Genomic DNA, 19,990 nt, shown 5'->3' with positions numbered 1-19,990 from the left:
ATTCGGGTGAAAAGGTGAGGCAGATGACCATCGCAGCTCACCCGACGGCGCGACAGCGGCCGATACGCGCGGTGTCGGCGCCGGTCCGCGACCTCGCGGCGGCGGTCGACCGGGCCTGCCCGGACAGGCGCTCCCCACGCCTTCTCGCGCGCCGCGACCGCGCTGTCACGCTACGCTCACAAGGAATCCGGCCCAGACGTACCCTCCCTCACTTCACGGCAGAACGGCTCAAGGCAACGCATGCCCCAGCACACCTCCGGGTCCGACCGCGTGGCGGCGCCACCCCCGGCGCCCCCCGCGGCCCGTGGCGAAGTGCGACCCTCCGCCCCCTCGGCGCTCGACACCTTGTGGCGGTCGTACAAGTCCACGGGTAACGAGCGGCTGCGTGAGCAGTTGATCCTGCACTACTCGCCGCTGGTGAAGTACGTGGCCGGCCGGGTGAGTGTGGGGCTGCCGTCCAACGTCGAGCAGGCGGATTTCGTCTCCTCCGGGGTGTTCGGGCTCATCGACGCGATCGAGAAGTTCGACATCGAGCGGTCGATCAAGTTCGAGACCTACGCGATCACCCGTATCCGCGGCGCGATGATCGACGAACTGCGCGCGCTGGACTGGATCCCGCGCTCCGTACGCCAGAAGGCCAGGGCGGTGGAGCGCGCCTACGCCACCCTGGAGGCGCAGTTGCGGCGTACCCCCTCGGAGACCGAGGTGGCCGCCGAGATGGGCATCCCCGTCGAGGAACTGCACGCCGTCTTCAGCCAGTTGTCGCTGGCGAACGTCGTGGCGCTGGAGGAGCTGCTGCACGTCGGCGGGGAGGGCGGCGACCGGCTCAGCCTGATGGACACGCTGGAGGACACGGCGGCGGACGACCCCGTCGAGGTCGCCGAGGACCGCGAACTGCGCCGGCTGCTCGCCCGCGCCATCAACACCCTTCCCGAGCGCGAGAAGACCGTGGTCACGCTCTACTACTACGAGGGGCTCACGCTGGCCGAGATCGGCAACGTCCTCGGTGTCACCGAGAGCCGCGTCAGCCAGATCCACACCAAGTCCGTGCTCCAGCTCCGCGCCAAACTCGCCGACGCGGGACGCTGAATCGTCACTGCCCCGCCTGCTCGGGCGGTCTCCGCCGTAGAGTGGGTCCGTGCCCAGGATTCGAGCGGCCTCCGTGGCCGAGCACCGGACCATGCAGCGCGGCGCCCTGCTTGACGCCGCACGCTCCCTCCTGTCCGAAGGCGGCACGGAGGCGCTGACCTTCCCCGCCCTCGCCGAGCGCACCGGCCTCGCCAGGTCGTCGGTCTACGAGTACTTCCGCTCACGCGCGGCCGTCGTCGAAGAGCTGTGTGCCGTCGACTTCCCTGTCTGGGCGGCCGAGATCGAATTCGCCATGGCGGAGGCGGCGACCCCGGAGAGCAAGATCGAGGCGTACGTGCGCGCGCAGTTGAGCCTCGTCGGCGACCGACGCCACCGCGCGGTGGTCGCCATCTCCGCGAGCGAACTCGACGCGGGCGCCCGGGAGAAGATCCGGGCGGCGCACGGCGGCCTCATCGCGATGATCGTCGAAGCCCTCGGGGAACTGGGCCACGAGCAGCCGAGGCTGGCCGCGATGCTGCTCCAGGGCGTGGTGGACGCCGCCGTGCGGCGGATCGAGCTGGGCGCGGCCGAGGACCCCGTGGTGATCGCCGAGGCGGCGGTGTCCATGGTGCTCCAGGGCGTACGCGGTACCTGACGCCCGTACGACTCCGCTGCCGCACCCACGCGGCGGCTGTCAGCAGGGCCACGGCGTGCAGAGCGTCACCCGCCGCGGCGGCGGTCTCCTCCGCCATGATCGCCGCATCATCCGGGAGACCGTCCGGCAGCGAGGGCGGTCGCGGTCCTGTGGGCGCGGCCGTCGGCGCCGGCTCAGGGACCCCGAACACCGGCAACAGACGCGGCGGGCCGCCGTCGAGCAGATCGTCGGGAAGCAGGGACAACGGGTCGAGATAGGTCTCGCCCCGCAGCAGCCCCCAGTGCAGACAACCGCCCGCGCAGTGGAAGGGGCCCGGTCCGAGGACGGCCACGATCTGGCCCGCCGCTACCTCGTCGCCCTCGGCGACAAGGGCCGTCACCGGTTCGTACGTGGTGCGCAGAGGTGGCTGTCCGGTGCCGGTGAGCGCGATCGACAGCACCCCGCGTCCAGCCACCATGCCGGTGAAGGACACGCGTCCCGGAGCGGCGGCGCGGATCGGGGTGCCCGCGGCGGCGGCGAGGTCCACACCCCGGTGGCCGGGGCCGTACGGCGAGGCCGGCGGCTCCCACCCCCGTACGACGGTCGGTCGCGGCCCCACCGGCCAGGCCCGGTCGCCGCTGACGCCGCCGGCGGCACCGGTGACGGTGCCGGGAGCGGCCGTGGTGGCCTCGGGGCGCGCATCGGCGCCCGTGCCCGCCTCCTCGTCGTCCGCGGCCCACGCCTCGGACGACGGGGCGAACAGGACGGCCGCCACCATCCCCGCCAGCGCCGCGACGCCTGCGCGGACACAGAGAGAGATGAGCCGCCGCCGGCCCCGACGACCGGGCCGGGCGGAAGCGTGGATGAGTAGTTCGTCGACACTGATCATGCGTTCACGCTGCCGCAGCCGGCCGATTCAAGTGGATCATGCTCGGATTCTGTGGATAACCCGGCCATTGTGTATATCTCCGTCACCCTCGCACTCCGTCGCCGGGCGCTGTGCGGGTCCCGTACACTTCCTGTGGCGATCCGGGTCACCGGATCGACTTCGCACGCCCCGCCACCGGCCTCTTCGCCGGTGTCCGCGCTTCTCGGTCCCTCGTGGCAAAGCGCTCCGGGGCGTCAGGCGCGACCGCCGTCCGGCGGACGCGACAACCGAGTACCTCAAGGAGTACGGCCATGGCCGTCGTCACGATGCGGGAGCTGCTGGAAAGCGGCGTCCACTTCGGTCACCAGACCCGTCGTTGGAACCCGAAGATGAAGCGCTTCATCTTCACGGAGCGCAACGGCATCTACATCATCGACCTGCTCCAGTCGCTGTCGTACATCGACCGCGCCTACGAGTTCGTCAAGGAGACCGTCGCGCACGGCGGTTCCATCATGTTCGTCGGTACGAAGAAGCAGGCCCAGGAGGCCATCGCCGAGCAGGCGACGCGTGTCGGCATGCCGTACGTCAACCAGCGCTGGCTGGGTGGCATGCTCACCAACTTCTCCACCGTCTACAAGCGCCTTCAGCGTCTGAAGGAGCTTGAGCAGATCGACTTCGAGGACGTCGCCGCCTCGGGTCTCACCAAGAAGGAGCTCCTGGTCCTCTCCCGCGAGAAGGCCAAGCTGGAGAAGACCCTCGGTGGTATCCGCGAAATGCAGAAGGTGCCCAGCGCCGTCTGGATCGTCGACACCAAGAAGGAGCACATCGCCGTCGGTGAGGCGCGCAAGCTCCACATCCCGGTCGTCGCAATCCTCGACACCAACTGCGACCCCGACGAGGTCGACTACAAGATCCCGGGCAACGACGACGCGATCCGCTCCGTCACCCTGCTCACCCGCGTGATCGCCGACGCCGTCGCCGAGGGCCTCATCGCCCGCTCCGGTGCCGCCACCGGTGACTCCAAGCCGGGCGAGAAGGCCGCCGGCGAGCCCCTCGCCGAGTGGGAGCGCGACCTCCTCGAGGGCGACAAGAAGGCCGACGCGGAGAAGTCCGCCGACGCCGCCGCCCCGGCCGACGTCCAGACCTCCGCCGAGACGGAGAAGGTCGCCGACGCCGAGCAGGCCGACGAGGCCGCCGCTCCGGCCGAGGCCCCCGCCGCCGAGGTCACCGAGGCTCCGGCCGCGGACGCCGACAAGGCCTGACCTCAAAGGTTCGGTTGCTGACGGCGGGGGCCACAGCCCCCGCCGTCCACCCGTAGATCTTCGACTTCCGAGAGAGACTCACAGACATGGCGAACTACACCGCCGCTGACGTCAAGAAGCTCCGCGAGCTCACCGGCGCCGGCATGATGGACTGCAAGAAGGCCTTGGTCGAGGCCGACGGCGATGTCGACAAGGCCGTCGAGGTGCTTCGCGTCAAGGGCCAGAAGGGCGTCGCGAAGCGCGAGAGCCGCAGTGCCGAGAACGGCGCCGTCGTCTCCCTCGTCGCCGACGACAACACCTCCGGCGTCCTGCTGGAGCTGAAGTGCGAGACGGACTTCGTCGCCAAGGGTGACAAGTTCCAGGCCGCCGCCAACGCGCTGGCCGCGCACGTGGCCGCGACCGGCCCCGCCGACATCGAGGCGCTGCGCTCCTCCGAGATCGAGCCCGGCAAGACCGTCCAGGCATTCGTCGACGAGGCCAACGCCAACCTCGGCGAGAAGATCGTCCTGGACCGCTTCGCCCAGTTCCAGGGCGAAGGCAGCTTCGTCGGCACGTACATGCACCGCACCATGCCCGATCTCCCGCCGCAGGTCGGCGTCCTGGTCGAGTTGGACAAGGGCAGTGCCGACGTCGCGACGGCCGCCGCCGTCGCCAAGGACGTCGCGCAGCACATCGCCGCGTTCGCGCCGAAGTACCTCACCCGTGAGGACGTTCCGACCGACGTCGTCGAGAACGAGCGCCGCGTGGCCGAGGCCACCTCCCGCGAGGAGGGCAAGCCCGAGGCCGCGCTGCCCAAGATCGTCGAGGGTCGCGTCAACGGCTTCTTCAAGGAGGTCACCCTCCTCGACCAGCCGTTCGCCAAGGACAACAAGAAGTCCGTCAGGAAGGTCCTGGACGAGGCCGGTGTCACGCTGAAGCGCTTCGCGCGCATCCGCGTCGGCGCCTGACGTTCCGGTCATCGTCCCGGGGCGGAGCACCCGGGACAGCGCAGTCGTACGCGATCGACGGTGGACCCCGCTAGGGTCTACTGCAGCCGCCGGCCGAACACGCGCCGGACGGCCGCAGATCTGACGAGGAGGCCATTGCCGCTAGGGACACAGACCCATCGGCAATGGCCTTCTTCGTATGTGCACGAGGAGATCCCCATGAACAAGGGCGCGGACGCCACCCAGTCCACCGACGACAACAGCGACCCCGGCAAGAAGGCCGGGCGCTTCATGCTGAAACTGTCCGGTGAGGCGTTCGCCGGCGGGGGAGCGCTCGGCGTCGACCCCGACGTCGTACACGCCATCGCCCGCGAGATCGCCGCCGTCGTGCGGGACGGGGCGCAGATCGCCATCGTCATCGGCGGAGGCAACTTCTTCCGCGGCGCCGAACTTCAGCAGCGCGGTATGGACCGGGCCCGCTCCGACTACATGGGCATGCTCGGCACCGTCATGAACTGCCTCGCCCTCCAGGACTTCCTGGAGAAGGAAGGCATCGACTCGCGCGTGCAGACCGCCATCACGATGGGGCAGGTAGCGGAGCCGTACATCCCGCTGCGCGCCGTACGGCATCTGGAGAAGGGACGCGTCGTCATCTTCGGCGCGGGCATGGGGATGCCGTACTTCTCCACCGACACCACCGCCGCCCAGCGCGCCCTGGAGATCGACGCCGAAGCGCTGCTGATGGGCAAGAACGGCGTGGACGGGGTGTACGACTCCGATCCCAAGACCAACCCCGACGCGGTGAAGTTCGACGCGCTGGAGTACGGCGAGGTGATCACCCGCAACCTCAAGGTCGCCGACGCCACGGCCGTCACTCTCTGCCGCGACAACGCGCTGCCGATCCTGGTCTTCGAGCTCCTCACGGAGGGCAATATCGCGCGCGCCGTCAAGGGTGAGAAGATCGGCACGCTCGTGAGCGACCAGGGCACCCGGGCCTGAACTCGGGCTGCCCCGCACGGGGATGGACAAAGCCCTGCCGGTCGGACACCGTGCAGGAAAGAAGACGCGACGCAGGTTCCGCCGGCCCTGTAAGCACACCGGGCCCACTCAAGACACGCAGGAGCAAGTGGTGATCGAAGAGACCCTCCTCGAAGCAGAGGAGAAGATGGAGAAGGCCGTCCTGGTCGCCAAGGAGGACTTCGCCGCGATCCGCACCGGTCGTGCGCACCCGGCGATGTTCAACAAGATCGTGGCGGACTACTACGGTGCGCTGACCCCGATCAACCAGCTGGCCTCGTTCTCGGTGCCCGAGCCGCGCATGGCCGTGGTGACCCCGTTCGACAAGAGCGCGCTGCGCAACATCGAGCAGGCCATCCGCGACTCCGACCTCGGCGTGAACCCGAGCAACGACGGAAACATCATCCGGGTGGTGTTCCCCGAGCTCACGCAGGACCGCCGCAAGGAGTACATCAAGGTCGCCAAGACCAAGGCGGAGGACTCGAAGATCTCGATTCGCTCCGTGCGCCGCAAGGCCAAGGAGACGATCGACAAGCTGATCAAGGACGGCGAGGTCGGCGAGGACGAAGGACGCCGCGCCGAGAAAGAGCTCGACGACACCACGGCGAAGTACGTCGCCCAGGTCGACGAGCTGCTCAAGCACAAGGAAGCCGAGCTGCTCGAGGTCTGATGAACGACTCTTCCTGGGGGGCCCCGCCGACCGCCGGCTACTGGGGACCGCCTGACCAGGGGGCTGCCCCGGCGGGTCCCGCATACGATGAGCTTGACGCACAGCAGACTCGGCCCATGCCCATCGTGCCCGACGTACCCGCGAGCGGCGGGGCCCAGGATGACGACCGGGGGGCTGCTCGGCCGGGCGGCCCCCTGTTCCGTGACGAGACGCCGCAGGAGCCCATGTCCGCCCCTCCGCCACCTCCTCCGAAGAAGCGGGCGGGCCGCGATCTGCGCGCGGCCATAGGGGTCGGTGTGGGGCTCGGCGCCGTGATCGTGGCGTCTCTCTTCATCGTGAAGGCCGTGTTCATCGGCGTCATAGTGGTCGCCGTCGTCGTCGGCCTGTGGGAGTTGACCTCCCGGCTCAACGAGAAGAAGGGCATCAAGGCGCCCCTCGTCCCGCTCGCCGTCGGCGGCGCCGCGATGATCGTCGCCGGCTACGTACGGGGCGCGGAAGGCGCCTGGGTCGCCACCGCGCTCACGGCACTGGCCGTGCTCGCCTGGCGCATGACCGAGCCGCCCGAGGGCTATCTCAAGGACGTGACGGCGGGCGTCTTCGCGACGTTCTACGTGCCCTTCCTGGCGACGTTCGTCGCGATGATGCTCACGGCGGACGACGGCGCGCAGCGCGTCCTCACCTTCCTGGTGCTGACCATCGTCAGCGACACCGGGGCGTACGCGATCGGCTGGCGCTTCGGCAGCCACAAGCTGGCACCGCGCATCAGCCCCGGCAAGACCCGTGAGGGCCTCTTCGGCGCCGTGGGGTTCGCCATGGTGGCGGGAGCCCTGTGCATGCAGTTCCTCATCGACGACGGCACCTGGTGGCAGGGGCTGCTGCTCGGTCTCGCCGTCGCGGCCAGTGCCACGCTCGGTGACCTGGGCGAGTCGATGATCAAGCGGGACCTCGGGATCAAGGACATGGGCACGCTGCTGCCGGGTCACGGCGGCATCATGGACCGCCTCGACTCGCTCCTGCCGACGGCCCCGGTGGTGTGGCTGCTGCTGGTGGTGTTCGTCGGCTCGGGCTGACCCGATTGCGTACCGGTTACCCTGGTAAGGCCCGCCGTCCTGGACGGCGGGCCTTACTGCGCTCCGCGGTCGCGGAGCCCGTCACATGAGGTCTCCTGGCACCGGCAGCGTGCCGTGCCCTCCCGCGGCCGGCGGGGAACACCGGCCTCGTCGTACCGAGGAGAGAACAGCTCATGGCACCGCCCAACCCCGGAGAACTCACCTTCGTCGCGCCGCGCGGCGCCAAGAAGCCGCCGAAGCACCTGGCCGACCTCACGCCGGAGGAGCGTCGCGAGGCCGTGGCGGCGCTCGGCGAGAAGGCGTTCCGGGCCAAGCAGCTGTCGCAGCACTACTTCGCGCGGTTCGCGCACGACCCCGCCGAGTGGACGGACATCCCCGCCGCCGCGCGCGAGAAGCTCGCCACGGAGCTGCTGCCCGACCTGATGTCCGTGGTGCGCCACATCTCCTGCGACGACGACACCACCCGTAAGACGCTGTGGCGGCTGCACGACGGCACGCTCGTCGAGTCCGTCCTGATGCGCTATCCGGACCGCGTCACCATGTGCATCTCCTCTCAGGCCGGCTGCGGGATGAACTGCCCGTTCTGCGCCACGGGGCAGGCGGGTCTCGACCGCAACCTGTCCACGGCGGAGATCGTGCACCAGATCGTGGACGGCATGCGCGCGCTGCGCGACGGTGAGGTCCCCGGCGGCCCCGCGCGGCTGTCCAACATCGTCTTCATGGGCATGGGCGAACCGCTCGCCAACTACCGCCGCGTCGTCGGGGCGATCCGCCGGCTGACCGACCCCGAGCCCGACGGCATCGGACTTTCGCAGCGCGGCATCACCGTCTCCACGGTGGGCCTGGTGCCCGCGATGCTGCGATTCGCCGACGAGGGCTTCAAGTGCCGCCTCGCCGTCTCGCTGCACGCGCCCGACGACGAGCTGCGCGACACCCTCGTGCCGGTCAACACCCGCTGGAAGGTGCGGGAGGTGCTGGACGCCGCCTGGGAGTACGCGGAGAAGTCCGGCCGCCGGATCTCCATCGAGTACGCCATGATCCGCGACATCAACGACCAGGCGTGGCGGGGCGATCTGCTGGGCCGGCTACTCAAGGGCAAGCGGGTCCACGTCAATCTGATCCCGCTCAACCCGACACCGGGGTCCAAGTGGACGGCTTCCCGCCCGGAGGACGAGAAGGCGTTCGTCGAGGCGATCGCGTCCCACGGGGTGCCGGTGACGGTGCGCGACACCCGCGGTCAGGAGATCGACGGGGCCTGCGGTCAGCTGGCGGCGACGGAGCGCTGAGCGCGGCGAAGGGCCCCGACGGGGCCCATGTACGCTGGGTTCGAACGAATTACATATTCCGACAGGGGAGCGCCACAGCGCTGAGAGTGCGGCAGAGGCTTGTACGAGCCTCACGGTCGCAGACCCTCTGAACCTTGCCCAGGTCATTCTGGGTAGGAAGTTCGGTCATCACTCAAGCTGTTGCGCCCTGCCCTGCTCCGGTCCGCCGGCGCGGGGCAGGGCCGCGTCTTCTCCTGGACATCCCAGGAGGAATTCAGTGCGTACCACGAAGAGAATGGCGTCCGGCGCCCTCGCCGCCGCACTTGGGGTCTCCGTGCTCGCCGCTTGCGGCGGCGAGTCCGACGGCTCCACGTCGTCGGACGGCGCGAAGTCCAAGAACGTGACGCTCGTCGCCCACGACTCGTTCGCAGCCTCGGACTCCGTACTGAAGGAGTTCACCAAGCGGACCGGCTACACCGTCAAGGTCCTGAAGAGCGGCGAGGCGGGCGAGGCGCTCAACAAGGAGATCCTCACCAAGGGTTCGCCGCAGGGCGACGTCTTCTTCGGCGTCGACAACACCCTGCTCTCCCGCGCCCTCGACAACGGCCTGTTCACGCCGTACGAGGCGAAGGGCCTCGACCAGGTCCGCGCCGACGTACGGCTCGACGACGCCAAGCACCGTGTCACGCCCGTCGACACCGGCGACATCTGTGTCAACTACGACAAGAGGTACTTCAGCGACAAGAAGCTGGCGCCGCCGCGCTCCTTCGCCGACCTGACGAAGCCCGCCTACAAGGACCTGCTCGTCGTCGAGAACGCCGAGCAGTCCTCGCCCGGCCTCGGCTTCCTCCTCGGCACCGTGGCGGCGTACGGGGAGGACGGCTGGCAGGGTTACTGGAAGCAGCTCAAGGCCAACGGCGTCCAGGTGGTGGACAGTTGGGAACAGGCCTACAACGAGGAGTTCTCCGGCTCGGCGGGCGGCAGGAAGGCCAAGGCGGAGCGCCCGCTCGTCGTCTCGTACGCGTCGAGCCCGCCCGTCGAGGTCCTGTACGCCGATCCGCAGCCGAAGGAGGCACCGACCGGTGTCGCCACGGGCACCTGCTTCCGGCAGATCGAGTTCGCCGGCCTGCTCCAGGGCGCGAAGAACGAGGCGGGCGGCAAGGCTCTGCTGGACTTTCTGGTGAGCAAGACCTTCCAGGAGGACATGCCGCTCAACATGTTCGTGAATCCGGTCGTCGACGGTGCGGAGCTGCCCGCGCTCTTCACCGACCACGGCGCCGTGATCGACAAGCCGGAGACCGTGGCCCCGGAGAAGATCGCCGAGAACCGTGACGAGTGGATCCAGTCGTGGTCCTCACTCGTCGTCAAGTAGTCGCGAAGGGTGCCCGGGAGGGCGACACGACCACGCCTGAGGCGGCGGGGCCGGTCACCCGGGCGCCCGGCGTCGGGGCGGGGCGCGTACGGGGCGGGGAAGGCGGCCCCGCGATGCGCGCCGCCCGGCGCCGGGGGAACGTCGTACGGCTCCTGCTCATGGCCGTGCCCGTCGCGTTCTTCGCGGTCTTCTTCGCCTACCCCGTCGCCGCGATCGTCGGCCGCGGGCTGAAGGCGGACGGCTCCTGGCACTGGGGCCGGTTCGGGGACGTGCTGAGCCGGCCCGACATCGGCCAGGTGCTCTGGTTCACGACGTGGCAGGCCGCGCTCTCCACCGTTCTCACCCTGCTGATCGCGCTCCCCGGCGCTTACGTCTTCGCACGCTTCGAGTTCCCCGGCAAGCAGCTCCTGCGCGCCGTCGTGACGGTGCCGTTCGTCCTGCCGACCGTCGTCGTCGGCACGGCGTTCCTCGCACTGCTGGGGCGTGGCGGGCTGCTCGACGAACTGTGGGGCGTGCGTGCGGACACGACGGTGTGGGCGATCCTTCTCGCGCACGTCTTCTTCAACTACGCGGTGGTCGTCCGCACCGTGGGCGGCCTCTGGGCGCAGTTGGACCCGCGTCAGGAGGAGGCCGCGCGGGTGCTCGGCGCCGGCCGGTTCGCGGCGTGGTGGCGAGTGACCTTGCCCGCGCTCGGCCCCGCCGTCGCCGCCGCGGCGCTGATGGTCTTCCTCTTCACCTTCACCTCCTTCGGCATCGTCCAGATCCTGGGCGGCCCTGCGTACTCCACCCTGGAGGTGGAGATCTACCGGCAGACCGCGCAACTTCTCGACCTGTCCACGGCCGCGGTCCTGACGATGGCGCAGTTCGCGGCCGTCGGCGGGATTCTGGCGCTGCACGCCTGGACCGTGCGCAGGCGGGAGACCGTCCTGAAGCTGGTCGATCCCGCGCAGACGGTGCGCAGGCCGCGCGGAACCGGTCAGTGGGTACTGCTCGCCGGCGTGCTCGGCACCGTCCTCCTGTTGATCCTGCTGCCCCTCGGCGTGCTGATCGAGCGGTCGCTCGACGGTCCCGCCGGGTACGGCCTCGACTACTACCGGGCGCTCCGTTCGGTGGAGGCGAGCGGAGGCACCTTCCTCGTACCGCCCGTGGACGCGGTCTGGAACTCACTGCGCTACGCCTTGGCGGCCACGCTCATCGCCCTGGTCGTGGGCGGGCTGGCGGCTGCCGCACTCACCCGCCGGGCGGGGCGCCTCGTACGGGGCTTCGACGCGCTGCTGATGCTCCCGCTCGGGGTCTCCGCCGTGACTGTCGGGTTCGGGTTCCTGATCACGCTCGACAAGCCGCCGCTGGACCTGCGGGCTTCGTGGATCCTGGTGCCGCTCGCCCAGGCGCTGGTGGGGGTCCCCTTCGTCGTGCGGGTCATGCTGCCCGTACTGCGCGCCGTGGACGGGCGGTTGCGGGAGGCCGCGGCCGTACTCGGGGCATCGCCGTGGCGGGTGTGGCGGGAGGTCGATCTGCCGATGGTGCGGCGGGCGGTGCTGGTGGCCGCCGGGTTCGCCTTCGCCGTCTCGCTCGGGGAGTTCGGTGCCACGGTCTTCATCGCGCGACCGGACCGCCCGACACTGCCGGTGGCGGTCGCCCGGCTGCTGGGACGGCCCGGTGATCTCAACTACGGGCAGGCGATGGCGCTGAGTACGGTGCTGATGGTGGTGTGCGCCGTGTCGCTGCTGGTGCTCGAACGTATCCGTACCGACCGTTCCGGAGAGTTCTGATGGCCCTGCTCACTCTTGAGGACGTGACCGTGCGATTCGGGCGGCGTACGGCGCTCGACGCGGTGGATCTGGAGATCGCCGCGCACGAGATCGTCTGTGTGCTGGGACCGAGCGGCAGTGGTAAGTCGACCTTGTTGCGCGTCGTCGCCGGGCTTCAGCCGCCGGACGCTGGACGGGTGTTGCTGGAGGGGGCCGATCAGGCGGGGGTGCCCGTGCACCGGCGCGGCGTGGGACTGATGTTCCAGGACCACCAGCTCTTCCCGCAGCGGGATGTCGGCGGCAACGTCGCCTTCGGGCTGCGCGTGCGAGGCGAGTCGCGCGGTGAACAGCGGCGACGTGTCGGCGAGTTGCTCGACCTTGTCGGCCTGCCGGGCGCCCAGCGCCGCGCCGTCGCCGCGCTGTCCGGCGGGGAGCAACAGCGCGTGGCACTGGCACGGGCACTCGCCCCACGGCCCCGGCTGCTCATGCTCGACGAACCGCTCGGCCAGCTCGACCGGAGTCTGCGCGAACGCCTGGTCGTGGAACTGCGCGGCGTGTTCGGGCAGTTGGGTACGACGGTGCTCGCCGTCACGCACGATCAGGGCGAGGCCTTCGCGCTCGCCGACCGCGTCGTGGTGATGCGCGACGGACGCATCGCCCAGACGGGCACGCCGGTGGAGGTCTGGCAACGGCCGGCGTCCGCGTTCGTGGCACGCTTCCTGGGCTTCGACAACGTCGTGGCGGCCACGGTGGACGGTGACGTCGCCGACACGCCCTGGGGCAGGATTCCGGTGCCCACCGCTTCGCCCCAGGGCTCGCGCGCGCTCTTGGTGCGTCCCACCGGGGTACGGCTCGGTGCCGCCGGGGACGGACTGCGCTGCACCGTCGGGGCGCGCACCTTCCGCGGCAGTCACGTCGCCGTCCTGCTGCGCCCCGAGGACGGGCCCGAGGTCGAGGCGGAGTGCGGCCTCCGCGATGTACCCGACGAGGGGGCGACGGTCGGGATCACCTTCAACGCCGAGGACGTCGTGGTCCTGGACGAGCGGGAGCCGGACGCGACCGGCGTCGCGAAGGGAGAGGCGAAGGCCCCGGCAGACGCCAACGGGGCGGAGTGACTCGACCTCGCCCGGCCCGCGCCGGGCCGGTCAGCGGGAGAGCCGGACCAGGGCCTCGGGAGCCTCGGCCACCGAGTCGACGAGCGCGATGCGCGACTCCATCGAGCGCTCCCGCGCCAGCGAGGTGAGCAGCGGCCAGGCCGGCAGCCGCTCCGTCCAATGCGCGCGGTCGACGAGGACCATGGGCGTCGGTTCGCCACGTGACTCGTAGTAGTTCGGCGTCGCGTTGTCGAAGATCTCCTGGACGGTGCCGGCGGCGCCGGGCAGAAAGACGACGCCGGCGTTGCACCGGGCGAGCAGGCCGTCCTCGCGGGTCGCGTTGGCGAAGTACTTGGCGATGTGGCTCGCGAAGGCGTTCGGCGGTTCGTGGCCGTAGAACCAGGTGGGGATGCCCACGGAGCCGTCGCCCCCGGGCCAGCGGCCCCGTACCTCGAAGGCGGCGCGCGCCCAGTCGGAGATCGACGGGCTGAACGACGGTGTCTTGGCGAGGATTTCGAGAGCCTCGTCCAGCATCTCGTCGGGATGCGGGGCGGCGTAGGCGCCCAGGTTGGCGGCCTCCATGGCGCCGGGACCGCCGCCGGTCGCGACGGTCAGCCCCGTACGGGCCAGCTCACGGCCGAGGCGGGCCGCTCCCGCGTACGCGTCCGTGCCCCGCGCCATCGCGTGGCCGCCCATCACACCGACGACCCGTGTGCCGGCGAGAAGTTCGTCCAGGGCGTCGGAGATCGCGTCGTCGTGGACGGACCGCAGCATCGAGGAGAGTATGTCGCCGTCGGCCTTGGTGCGCTGGAACCACTCGTAGGCGAGGGCGTCCGGCGTCGCCTCGTAACCGCCCTCGTCCAGTCCCTCGAAGAGCTGCTCGGGCGAGTAGAGCAGGCCACGGTACGGGTCGAACGGGAGATGCGGGACGGGCGGGAAGACCAGGGCCCCGTCGGCCCGTATCTTCGCTGCGGCGTCGGGTGCCATCGGGCAGCCGAGGAAGACGGTCTCGGAAGTGTCGGTGGACAGCAGTGCGAGCGTACGGTCCGTCAGGTCGACCGACTGGACCCGGAAGCCGCTGAGCGTCCCGCTCAGGATCACCTGGTCGAACTCGTCGAGGGATTCGATCTCGCGGTCCAGGCCGTCCGCCCGGTGTTCCCAGGGCCCCTGGGGGCTCCGTGCCGCTGCCTCTTGTGCATCATGTCCGTCGTGTCCCGCGCCGTACGCCATGCGCACACGATAGAGCCCCCGTTCGGACGGGGGACCGGGGTTCGGAAAGACGTCCGGTTCAGCCGGTCAGTGGTACGGCGGCCAGTGCGGCGATGATCCACGTCAGCGGTCCGAAGACGGCGAGCAGCGCGCCCGCCCGCAGCGCCGCCGCGGTACGCAGGAGCCTTGTGGCGGCGCCCACCCGAACGAGCGCCGCCGTCGTGTCGGTGCGGGCGTGCCTGGCCTCCAGGACTGCCATCAGCAGCGTCGCGACGGTGCAGCCCACGACAAGCGTGGCGCCGAGGCCGGTGAGCGGTCCGAACGGGCGCTCGTCGCTGGGGCCGTACAGCGCCGCGGCGGCGAATCCGCCGGAGATCACCGCGCAGACCACGCCGAGCGGGCGGCCGATCCGCACCGCCTCCTCCATCAGGATCCGCCCCGCGAGCAGTCGGGTCGCACCGGGGCGAAGCATCTGGAGAAGCTGGCCGCAGAGGTGTGCGATGCCGGGGCCTGCGAGGGCCAGGCCCAGCGCCGTCAGTGACCAGCCGGCCAGGACTCCGGCCGGGCTGCCCTCGAAACGTCCCGGCATCGGCAGGGGCGATCCGGAGCCGCTCCTGCTCGCGTAGGTCTCGACCGCGAGTCCCGCCGCGGTGAGCGCGACGCCCCAAGGGAGCCCCGACGGGGCGGGCTTGGGCGTCGCGGGCGGCTCGGTACCGGTGCCTTCGGCCGGCCTCGTCACACGCGTACGCAGGGCGAGTCCGGTGGCCGCGCCGGCGAGGAGGGGTACGACGGCGAGCAGAGTGAGGGCGGCGGCCAGCGGCAGCGGCTGTCCCGCGCCGAGCAGATCGGCCGCGGCGCCGTCGAAGGGGAGCCCCGTGATGTCGCCGCGCAGATGGAGGAAGAACAGCAGCGCCACCATGCTGCCGACGGTGCAGGACAGCATGGTCGACGCGGTGGCCAGCGCGGTGAGTTGAGCCGGGCCGAGGCCGACGGCGGAGAGACCGGAACGTGGCCGGGTGCTCGGGTCCGTCCGGGCCACGGCCACCGCGAACTGCAGCGTCGCGGCGAGCGGGAGCACGCACCACAGCAGGCGCAGCAGGGATCCGGAGGGGTGGTTCACGGCCCAGCCCAGGGTGCACAGCAGGAGGAAGCCGACCCCCGCCGACGCCGCGGCGACCAGCAGCCTGCGCAGCAGGACGAGGGGATGGCTGCCGCGGGCTAGACGGAGAGCGAGCACGCTGCCTGGCCTTCCGCCTCGGTCGGCCGCAGGGCGCCCACGCGGTGGCCGTCGACCAGGGTGACGACGCGGTCGGCGAGCGTCGAGACCTCCTCGTCGAGGGTGGCGAGGATGACGGTGATGCGGTGCGAGCGCGCCGCCGTCGTCAGCGTGCGCAGGACCTGTGCGCGCTCGGCGGCGTACAGCGGCGCCGTGGGCTCGTCGGCGAACAGCACGGAGGGCGTGCCGACCAGGGCGCGGGCGACGGCGACGCGCTGGCGCTGCGACTGGAGCAGGGCGTGCGGACGCTTGCGGGCGCACATGCCGACGTCGAGCCGCTCCAGCCACTCCTCGGCCGCCGCCTTCGCCGCGCGACGGGAGGAGCCGCGCAGCAGCAGCGGCAGAGCCGCGTTCTCCCACGCCGTGAGCTCCGGAACCAGGACCGGGTCCGAGTCGATCCAGCCGAAACGGTCGCGCCGGAGCCGTTCACGCACGGACGGGGGCATCGTGTGGACGGCGGTGCTGTTGAACCAGACCTCGCCCTCCTCCGGGACGAGCTGACCCGAGAGGCAGCGCAGCAGGGTGGTCTTGCCGCTTCCGCGCGCGCCGTTGACGGCGAGGATCTCTCCCTCGCGCACGCCGAGCGAGACACCGCTGAGGGCGGGTGAGCCGTTGTGCGAGTGGTGGAGGGAACGCGCCCAGAGCACGTCGTTGTCCGGCGGGGCAACCATGGCGTACACCTCGGTTCGGATCAGGCTCGGTTCAGATGACGTACCGCGCCCCGTCCGGGGGAACGAAGGCGAAGCCGATCGGTCACTGCACCGTAAGGATCGGGAACGAGGTGCGCGGACAGCACGCGGCCCGGGTGCCCCCTTTGCACTCGAACGGGGGCACCCGGGCCGTCATGCGGATCAGGCGCGGGAGCGGCCCTGCGGGGCGGCTTGTATGCCGCCCCGCAGGGCGCCGTACGCCGCCCCGTACGCCGCGGGGATCAGAGCTTCGTCCAGGCCTCCGTCAGCACCGTGCGCAGGACCTGCTCGATCTCGTCGAACGTCGACTGGTCGGAGATCAGCGGCGGCGCCAGCTGTACGACCGGGTCGCCGCGGTCGTCGGCGCGGCAGTAGAGCCCGTTCTCGTAAAGAGCCTTGGAGAGGAAGCCGTACAGGACGCGCTCCGTCTCCTCGTCCGTGAACGACTCCTTGGTGACCTTGTCCTTGACGAGCTCGATGCCGTAGAAGAAGCCGTTGCCCCGGACGTCGCCGACTATCGGCAGGTCGTGGAGCTTGCGCAGCGTCGAGAAGAAGGCGCCCTCGTTGTCCAGCACGTGCTGGTTGAGGCCCTCACGCTCGAAGATGTCGAGGTTGGCGAGACCGACGGCCGCGGAGACCGGGTGACCGCCGAAGGTGTAGCCGTGCAGGAAGGTGTTGTCACCTTCGTAGAAGGGCTCGGCGAGACGGTCGGAGATGATGCAGGCGCCGATCGGTGAGTAGCCCGACGTCATGCCCTTGGCGCAGGTGATCATGTCCGGGACGTAGCCGAACTTGTCGCAGGCGAACATCGTGCCGAGCCGGCCGAAGGCGCAGATGACCTCGTCCGAGACGAGCAGCACGTCGTACTGGTCGCAGATCTCCCGGACCCGCTGGAAGTAGCCCGGCGGGGGCGGGAAGCAGCCACCGGCGTTCTGCACCGGCTCCAGGAAGACGGCGGCGACTGTGTCCGCGCCCTCGAAGAGGATCTGCTGTTCGATCTGGTCGGCGGCCCAGCGGCCGAAGGCCTCAGGGTCGTCGCCGTGGATCGGGGCGCGGTAGATGTTGGTGTTCGGCACCTTGTGGGCGCCGGGGACCAGCGGCTCGAACGGGGCCTTGAGGGCCGGCAGTCCGGTGATGGACAGGGCTCCCTGCGGCGTGCCGTGGTAGGCGACGGCGCGCGAGATGACCTTGTGCTTGGTCGGCTTGCCCGTCAGCTTGAAGTACTGCTTGGCGAGCTTCCAGGCGGTCTCGACCGCCTCGCCGCCGCCGGTGGTGAAGAAGACCTTGTTGAGGTCCCCGGGCGCGTGGTGGGCCAGCCGTTCGGCGAGCTCGACCGCCTTCGGGTGGGCGTAGGACCAGACGGGGAAGAAGGCGAGCTCCTGAGCCTGCTTGTAGGCGGTCTCGGCCAACTCGTGGCGCCCGTGGCCCGCGTTGACCACGAACAGGCCGGAGAGGCCGTCCAGGTAGCGCTTGCCCTTGTCGTCGTAGATGTGGGTGCCCTCACCACGCACGATGGTGGGCACGGGTGCGTTCTCGTACGACGACATGCGGGTGAAATGCATCCACAGGTGGTCGTAAGCGGTTTTGGAGAGGTCCTTGCTCACGGCTATCGGGTTCCCCACATGTAGGTCTGCTTCTTCAGCTTGAGGTAGACGAAGCTCTCGGTGGAGCGCACGCCGGGGAGCGCGCGGATCCGTTTGTTGATGACGTTCAGCAGGTGGTCGTCGTCCTCGCAGACGACCTCCACCATCAGGTCGAAGGAGCCCGCGGTCATCACCACGTACTCGCACTCGGCCATCGCCGTGAGCGCGTCGGCCACAGGTTCGAGGTCGCCCTCGACGTTGATGCCGACCATCGCCTGGCGCAGGAAACCGACGGTCAGTGGGTCGGTCACGGCAACGATCTGCATGACCCCCTGGTCGAGCAGCTTCTGGACGCGCTGGCGTACGGCCGCCTCGGAGAGGCCGACGGCCTTGCCGATCGCGGCGTAGGGGCGCCGTCCGTCCTCCTGAAGCTGTTCGATGATCGCGAGGGACACGGAGTCGATCGCCGGCGACGATCCGTTTCCGTGTCCGTTCCTGGGGTCTGCGCTACGACTGGCCACGCGCTCACTGTGCACCGCGACTCGTCTGTCTTGCAACCCTCGATCGATGAAATTCGTTGTGTGGGGGTCAAGATATGACTGAATCCGAAGTTGGGAGGGGTCGGGCCTGTCGAAAGCGTCGGCGGAACGCTTAAGGTGGGGTGTCTCACCCATCGGACATCCGGCATGACTTCTGTAAGGAGGGGTGGCAGTGACCACCGAGCTGCGCCGTCTGCGTAACTACATCAACGGGGAGTTCCGGGACGCGGCCGACGGACGGACCATCGAGGTGGTCAACCCGTCCACGGGCGAGGCCTACGCCACGTCCCCGCTTTCCGGCCAGGCCGACGTCGACGCCGCCATGGCGGCCGCCGCCGCGGCGTTCCCCGCCTGGCGCGACACCACCCCGGCCGAGCGCCAGAAGGTGATGCTTCGGATCGCGGACGCGATCGAGGAGCGCGCCGAGGATCTGATCGCCGTCGAGTCGGAGAACACCGGCAAGCCGCTGGAGCTGACCCGTACCGAAGAGATCCCGCCGATGGTGGACCAGATTCGTTTCTTCGCAGGTGCAGCGCGGATGCTCGAAGGCCGCTCGGCCGGCGAGTACATGGACGGTTTCACCTCCATCGTGCGGCGTGAGCCGGTCGGTGTCTGCGCGCAGGTCGCGCCGTGGAACTACCCGATGATGATGGCCGTCTGGAAGTTCGCCCCGGCGCTCGCCGCGGGCAACACCGTCGTACTGAAGCCCTCGGACACCACCCCCGCCTCCACACTGCTGATGGCGGAGATCATCGGCGCCATCGCGCCCAAGGGTGTCTTCAACGTCATCTGCGGCGACCGCGACAGCGGGCGCACGATGGTCGAGCACGCGACCCCGGCGATGGTCTCGATCACCGGCTCCGTACGGGCCGGGATGCAGGTCGCCGAGTCCGCCTCCAGGGACCTCAAGCGCGTGCATCTGGAGTTGGGCGGCAAGGCGCCCGTCGTGGTCTTCGAGGACCTCGACAGTGAGGCGATCGCCAAGGCGGTCGAGGAGATCTCGGTGGCCGGCTTCTTCAACGCCGGGCAGGACTGTACGGCGGCGTGCCGTGTCCTGGTGCACGAGTCGATCCACGACGAGTTCGTGGCGGAGCTGGCCAAGGCCGCCGCCGGCACCAGGACCGGTGCTCCCGACGACGAGGACGCGCTGTACGGGCCGCTGAACAACGCCAACCAGCTCAAGCACGTCTCGGGCTTCATCGAGCGGCTGCCGGCCCACGCCAAGGTCGAGGCGGGCGGTCACCGGGTCGGCGACAAGGGGTACTTCTACGCGCCGACCGTCGTCTCGGGGCTCAAGCAGGACGACGAGATCATCCAGAACGAGGTGTTCGGGCCGGTCATCACGGTCCAGTCGTTCACGGACGAGGCGCAGGCGCTGGAGTACGCGAACGGGGTCGAGTTCGCCCTCGCGTCCTCGGTGTGGACGAAGGACCACGCGCGCGCGATGCGTATGTCCAAGAACCTGGACTTCGGCTGCGTGTGGATCAACACGCACATCATGCTGGTCGCGGAGATGCCGCACGGTGGCTTCAAGCAGTCGGGCTACGGCAAGGACCTGTCGGCGTACGGCTTCGACGACTACACGCGCATCAAGCACGTGATGACATCGCTCGACGCGTGAGGTACGAGGGCTGACGGCCCGGATCGACGGGTGTCGCCGCGACGGGACAGGCGCGTCGGTGCCTCAACTCGCGAAC

17 protein-coding genes, 1 pseudogene and 1 riboswitch are annotated in these 19,990 nt (G+C 70.0%); of the genes and pseudogenes, 12 read left to right on the top strand and 6 right to left on the bottom strand.

The features are described 5' to 3' along the window. Positions 1–240 precede the first annotated feature (240 nt). Positions 241–1,089 carry an RNA polymerase sigma factor WhiG gene (whiG, locus tag GXP76_RS08820; RefSeq protein ID WP_242570873.1) on the top strand — a complete coding sequence of 283 codons (849 nt, stop codon included), beginning with the start codon at positions 241–243 and terminating at the stop codon, positions 1,087–1,089. Positions 1,090–1,162: 73 nt separating this feature from the next. Then, complete coding sequence (locus tag GXP76_RS08815; RefSeq protein WP_242570896.1) at positions 1,163–1,723, top strand: TetR/AcrR family transcriptional regulator; 561 nt, start codon at positions 1,163–1,165, stop codon at positions 1,721–1,723. 304 nt (positions 1,724–2,027) lie between these two features. Here GXP76_RS08815 and GXP76_RS08810 read toward each other — a convergent pair. Then, positions 2,028–2,480 (bottom strand): annotated as a pseudogene (locus tag GXP76_RS08810) (peptidoglycan DD-metalloendopeptidase family protein); the annotation flags it as partial. A gap of 401 nt (positions 2,481–2,881) precedes the next feature. Here GXP76_RS08810 and rpsB point away from each other — a divergent pair. The 9 genes from rpsB (at position 2,882) to GXP76_RS08765 (ending at position 13,018) form a co-directional block, all read left to right on the top strand. After that, positions 2,882–3,832 carry a 30S ribosomal protein S2 gene (gene rpsB / locus GXP76_RS08805; RefSeq protein WP_242570872.1) on the top strand — a complete coding sequence of 317 codons (951 nt, stop codon included), beginning with the start codon at positions 2,882–2,884 and terminating at the stop codon, positions 3,830–3,832. An 86-nt stretch (positions 3,833–3,918) separates the two neighbouring features. Continuing rightward, positions 3,919–4,779 carry a translation elongation factor Ts gene (tsf, locus tag GXP76_RS08800; protein ID WP_242570871.1) on the top strand — a complete coding sequence of 287 codons (861 nt, stop codon included), beginning with the start codon at positions 3,919–3,921 and terminating at the stop codon, positions 4,777–4,779. Positions 4,780–4,977: 198 nt separating this feature from the next. After that, positions 4,978–5,757: a UMP kinase gene (pyrH, locus tag GXP76_RS08795; RefSeq protein WP_078074827.1), complete on the top strand. Its 780-nt coding sequence runs from the start codon at positions 4,978–4,980 to the stop codon at positions 5,755–5,757. A gap of 130 nt (positions 5,758–5,887) precedes the next feature. After that, complete coding sequence (gene frr / locus GXP76_RS08790; RefSeq protein ID WP_078074826.1) at positions 5,888–6,445, top strand: ribosome recycling factor; 558 nt, start codon at positions 5,888–5,890, stop codon at positions 6,443–6,445. Further along, positions 6,445–7,515 (top strand): phosphatidate cytidylyltransferase, encoded by a 1,071-nt coding sequence (locus GXP76_RS08785; protein ID WP_242570870.1) that lies wholly within the window; start codon positions 6,445–6,447, stop codon positions 7,513–7,515. The genes frr and GXP76_RS08785 overlap by 1 nt, the downstream gene beginning before the upstream one ends. Before the next feature lie 173 nt (positions 7,516–7,688). Beyond that, the gene (rlmN, locus tag GXP76_RS08780; protein ID WP_242570869.1) at positions 7,689–8,801 is read left to right on the top strand and encodes a 23S rRNA (adenine(2503)-C(2))-methyltransferase RlmN; all 1,113 of its coding nucleotides are present in this window, start codon (positions 7,689–7,691) and stop codon (positions 8,799–8,801) included. A 53-nt stretch (positions 8,802–8,854) separates the two neighbouring features. Beyond that, positions 8,855–8,978, top strand: a riboswitch (TPP riboswitch). A gap of 79 nt (positions 8,979–9,057) precedes the next feature. Then, positions 9,058–10,152: a thiamine ABC transporter substrate binding subunit gene (locus GXP76_RS08775; protein WP_242570868.1), complete on the top strand. Its 1,095-nt coding sequence runs from the start codon at positions 9,058–9,060 to the stop codon at positions 10,150–10,152. Between the two features lie 158 nt (positions 10,153–10,310). Continuing rightward, positions 10,311–11,924 (top strand): iron ABC transporter permease, encoded by a 1,614-nt coding sequence (locus GXP76_RS08770; RefSeq protein ID WP_242570895.1) that lies wholly within the window; start codon positions 10,311–10,313, stop codon positions 11,922–11,924. A gap of 5 nt (positions 11,925–11,929) precedes the next feature. Continuing rightward, entirely contained in the window at positions 11,930–13,018 is a 1,089-nt protein-coding gene (locus tag GXP76_RS08765) for an ABC transporter ATP-binding protein (protein ID WP_242570894.1), read from the top strand. Positions 13,019–13,048: 30 nt separating this feature from the next. Here GXP76_RS08765 and GXP76_RS08760 read toward each other — a convergent pair whose 3' ends face one another. The 5 genes from GXP76_RS08760 to GXP76_RS08740 all read right to left on the bottom strand — a co-directional run bounded on the left by GXP76_RS08760 (position 13,049) and on the right by GXP76_RS08740 (position 18,290). Beyond that, positions 13,049–14,227 (bottom strand): LOG family protein, encoded by a 1,179-nt coding sequence (locus GXP76_RS08760; RefSeq protein ID WP_242570867.1) that lies wholly within the window; start codon positions 14,225–14,227, stop codon positions 13,049–13,051. 58 nt (positions 14,228–14,285) lie between these two features. Beyond that, positions 14,286–15,443 (bottom strand): hypothetical protein, encoded by a 1,158-nt coding sequence (locus tag GXP76_RS08755; RefSeq protein WP_242570866.1) that lies wholly within the window; start codon positions 15,441–15,443, stop codon positions 14,286–14,288. After that, positions 15,425–16,153, bottom strand: a complete 729-nt coding sequence (locus GXP76_RS08750; protein ID WP_242570865.1) for an ABC transporter ATP-binding protein — start codon at positions 16,151–16,153, stop codon at positions 15,425–15,427. Before GXP76_RS08750 ends, GXP76_RS08755 begins: the two co-directional genes overlap by 19 nt. Before the next feature lie 260 nt (positions 16,154–16,413). Beyond that, positions 16,414–17,793 carry an aspartate aminotransferase family protein gene (locus GXP76_RS08745; protein WP_242570864.1) on the bottom strand — a complete coding sequence of 460 codons (1,380 nt, stop codon included), beginning with the start codon at positions 17,791–17,793 and terminating at the stop codon, positions 16,414–16,416. Further along, positions 17,778–18,290: an Lrp/AsnC family transcriptional regulator gene (locus GXP76_RS08740; protein WP_242570863.1), complete on the bottom strand. Its 513-nt coding sequence runs from the start codon at positions 18,288–18,290 to the stop codon at positions 17,778–17,780. The genes GXP76_RS08745 and GXP76_RS08740 overlap by 16 nt, the downstream gene beginning before the upstream one ends. A 175-nt stretch (positions 18,291–18,465) precedes the next feature. On the opposite strand from GXP76_RS08740, the gene GXP76_RS08735 reads away from it, so the two are divergent. Continuing rightward, entirely contained in the window at positions 18,466–19,914 is a 1,449-nt protein-coding gene (locus tag GXP76_RS08735; protein WP_242570862.1) for a gamma-aminobutyraldehyde dehydrogenase, read from the top strand. The last annotated feature ends 76 nt before the right edge of the window (positions 19,915–19,990 follow it).

Origin of the sequence: Streptomyces sp. NP-1717 (assembly GCF_022695985.1) — a bacterium.
In the GTDB taxonomy this organism is placed as follows: Bacteria; Actinomycetota; Actinomycetes; order Streptomycetales; family Streptomycetaceae; genus Streptomyces.
The sequence above is the reverse complement of the archived record's forward strand: the minus strand, read 5'-3'. Positions and strand labels throughout refer to the sequence as shown.

Bases quoted from the DNA above. Each gene is read 5' to 3' on its own strand.
- whiG (WP_242570873.1), top strand. From the start codon at position 241: ATGCCCCAGCACACCTCCGGGTCCGACCGCGTGGCGGCGCCACCCCCG.
- rpsB (WP_242570872.1), top strand. From the start codon at position 2,882: ATGGCCGTCGTCACGATGCGGGAGCTGCTGGAAAGCGGCGTCCACTTC.
- tsf (WP_242570871.1), top strand. From the start codon at position 3,919: ATGGCGAACTACACCGCCGCTGACGTCAAGAAGCTCCGCGAGCTCACC.
- pyrH (WP_078074827.1), top strand. From the start codon at position 4,978: ATGAACAAGGGCGCGGACGCCACCCAGTCCACCGACGACAACAGCGAC.
- GXP76_RS08785 (WP_242570870.1), top strand. From the start codon at position 6,445: ATGAACGACTCTTCCTGGGGGGCCCCGCCGACCGCCGGCTACTGGGGA.
- rlmN (WP_242570869.1), top strand. From the start codon at position 7,689: ATGGCACCGCCCAACCCCGGAGAACTCACCTTCGTCGCGCCGCGCGGC.
- GXP76_RS08770 (WP_242570895.1), top strand. From the start codon at position 10,311: ATGGCCGTGCCCGTCGCGTTCTTCGCGGTCTTCTTCGCCTACCCCGTC.
- GXP76_RS08760 (WP_242570867.1), bottom strand. From the start codon at position 14,227: ATGGCGTACGGCGCGGGACACGACGGACATGATGCACAAGAGGCAGCG.
- GXP76_RS08750 (WP_242570865.1), bottom strand. From the start codon at position 16,153: ATGGTTGCCCCGCCGGACAACGACGTGCTCTGGGCGCGTTCCCTCCAC.